The sequence below is a fragment of the Paenibacillus sp. yr247 genome (assembly GCF_900103825.1).
Lineage (GTDB): Bacteria > Bacillota > Bacilli > Paenibacillales > NBRC-103111 > Paenibacillus_E.
This window is the reverse complement of sequence record NZ_FNIF01000074.1, coordinates 1-2,561: the sequence shown is the minus strand read 5'-3', so window position 1 is coordinate 2,561 and position 2,561 is coordinate 1. Positions and strand designations below refer to the sequence as shown.

3 protein-coding genes are annotated in these 2,561 nt (G+C 44.6%); all 3 read right to left on the bottom strand.

Going from position 1 to position 2,561, the window contains the following annotated elements:
- The coding region (locus BLT91_RS30435) for an RHS repeat domain-containing protein (RefSeq protein ID WP_141225126.1) at positions 1-1,088 on the bottom strand (1,088 nt) is incomplete at its 3' end.
- 277 nt (positions 1,089-1,365) lie between these two features.
- Positions 1,366-1,695 carry a hypothetical protein gene (locus tag BLT91_RS30430; protein WP_090828009.1) on the bottom strand — a complete coding sequence of 110 codons (330 nt, stop codon included), beginning with the start codon at positions 1,693-1,695 and terminating at the stop codon, positions 1,366-1,368.
- Between the two features lie 17 nt (positions 1,696-1,712).
- A partial coding sequence (locus BLT91_RS30425) for a ParB N-terminal domain-containing protein (RefSeq protein WP_090828007.1) occupies positions 1,713-2,561 on the bottom strand: 849 nt, incomplete at its 5' end.

The following is a 2,561-nucleotide window of genomic DNA, read 5'->3' as shown; positions in this document are numbered from 1 at the left end:
TACTCCTTCAGAACGTCCATTCCATCGTACAGGTATTGAGTCGTTCTTTCGCCGAAAAAGTCTTTCCATTCATCCGGCAACTTAATTCCGTTCCAATTATAGTCGTTTCCATGGTTTCCATTATTGTTTCCGTTGTTTCCGTTGTTTCCGTTCCCATTTCCATTTCCGTTGTCATCATCATTTTTATTACCTTGCGAAGTCAGTTTCCCAAGAAGTCCAGAAAGATCGACGTACGTTTCGGTCCGACTCACTTTCCGTCTGAAAGCATCGTACTCAAACTCCACTCCTGTGCCGCCGAGAACCTGCACTCCTTTCAGGAGATTGTCTCCTGTATAGCTGTAACTTACTTTCTGTGCAGGACCGCCTTTTTTCTCGGTCAAATTCCCGTTCGTATCGTATAGGTACGAAACCTCACCTGCCGACAAAAGCCGATTCGCACCGTCATACGCGTACGCCGTCACCTTGCCGTCCGCCGTCATTCGAGTACGATTGCCAACTCCGTCATATTCGTACTGCACGTTCTTCACTGGATTCGTGACGTAATCAGGGCGAACATAGTGGCCGTTGTCTTCCTCCTCCACCAGTTCCTTTAACCTTGCCCAATCATCAAGGTTAAAATCTCTGCCATATTGGGCTGTAGTGCTTCTTCCATATACAGCGCCGGTGACTGCTAATTGATTAGCGTTGTACGTTGCGTTATAGACACTGCTGGATACTGTTTTTGGAAACAGCGATTGAAGCAAGGTAGAAAGCCTAAGATCACTATGATTGCCGTTACTGTTATTACCATTACCATTATTACCGTTATTGTCATTGTTATTGTCATCGTCTTGATCACCGATTCGCATGTCTTTATCGAAAGGGTATGTGACATTAACCAAGCGATCCAATGCATCATAGGCATACGTCGTCGCCGCTCCATCTTCTTCCGCCATCGCTATACGATTGCCGGCTTTATCGTACGTATACGCATATGATCGGTGCAGATCCTCACCACGGTGCTCCAGCTTCGTCACCCAGTTGTTCTCGTTGTAGGTATATGTCGTAGTAATTCCGTTCGGGCGTTGTTCACTCGCTACACGATGCATTAAATCACTCTAAAATAGCGGGCGGGTGGCGGCCTGATAAGCCGAAAACCCTTATCCATCATGGTATCTGTATAACATAGAGGAGAAGTACCGACAACAGACCATACCCGCCACCACTTCACGCCTCTACGATCAATCTGTAAGCAACCTAGACTATAGGCGGATTCAACAATCTCTCTTAGGAATCGTTCCTCTTAGATGGATTCTCGAAATGAGGCGTTGCATTAAAAAAAGAAACCTCGAAAGGCACGAGCCAATCAAGGTTCCGTTATTAGCTTTAACTTAAATCTAAGGTAGTCCAGCCAGAAGAAATAATTTTATCCCTTAGTTGTGCATAATCATGTTCAGAATTGGGACCTTCAAATTCAAATCTTGTAAAAGGTCTCGTAAAAAACTCAATAAAACGTGGGCTTGTACCACTATCTCTCTGGCCTATACACTTATCCTTACCCCTAACGCTTTCAATTCTTTCATCACTTAAATTTTCTTTTCTTTTTCTATAATTAATCCAATTCTCGTTACATTCAATAAAATCTACATATTTTTCAATTCCATTCTCATCAATATATTTAATACCGTCTGAAGAAATACTCCTTATTAGTTTCATACGCTCTCCTCTGACTATTAGTCACCCCAAAATTGATCTTCGTTAACATATTCTTTCCACTGGACTTCAGACCAATCAGGATGTCCAATAGGCCCTCCACCCTCCTTTACATTCATTTCCACGGGGATTCCAGTTTCTTGACTGGCAACATATCTATGGTGCCCTTCAGAAATATATCTTCCGCCGTCTGGAGCATCATAGACTTCAATAGGTTCAACAGGTTCACCATTACTTAATTTATTCGCATATTCATCGACTTTCTCCGGGTTAACATAATCTTGAGTAGGACGAATTTCGTTGTGTGTAGTTCCAACAATGTTCTGCCCTTCACCCGTCCCCTTAGTTACAGCTTGTTCTATCTCAGATTCGCCTTTGGAAAATAGATCTTCCACCCATCCCCAAGCCTTACTTGCCATCGTAGCAACAACTGCAGCAGCTCTAGGTGCAAAGCTTGAAACAGTTGTTCCCAATGCATCAACTTCAGCGGCAGCAGCAATCGCAGCACCGTTGTAGACAGCTACAGTCCCAGCTACTAAAGCTGTTACATCGAAGGCAATTTCACCTGTCCAATCATATCCTGAACTTCCAAAGCGAGGGGTTCCTGGATCAATACTATCGAGATAGTTTTCTTGTTGTTTTTTGTCCTCCGCACAAATATCACAGAACTCCGAGACTGTGGTATTGGTCACTGAATTGCCCGGTTCATCCGCGACAGACATATCCATCTCTGCAAGCCCAGTCACATCTTCCAAGTAAAGATGCTTCTTTTGTGCATTTTGCTCTGGCGTCAGTGGTGGTGGGGTATTGTCCGGCTCGCTTCCTCCGCCAGTGCCTGAACCGCCTCCTCCGCCAGTGCCGGGATCGCC

Excerpts from the sequence above, each read along its gene's own strand:
- BLT91_RS30430 (WP_090828009.1), bottom strand. The coding sequence starts at position 1,695 with ATGAAACTAATAAGGAGTATTTCTTCAGACGGTATTAAATATATTGAT.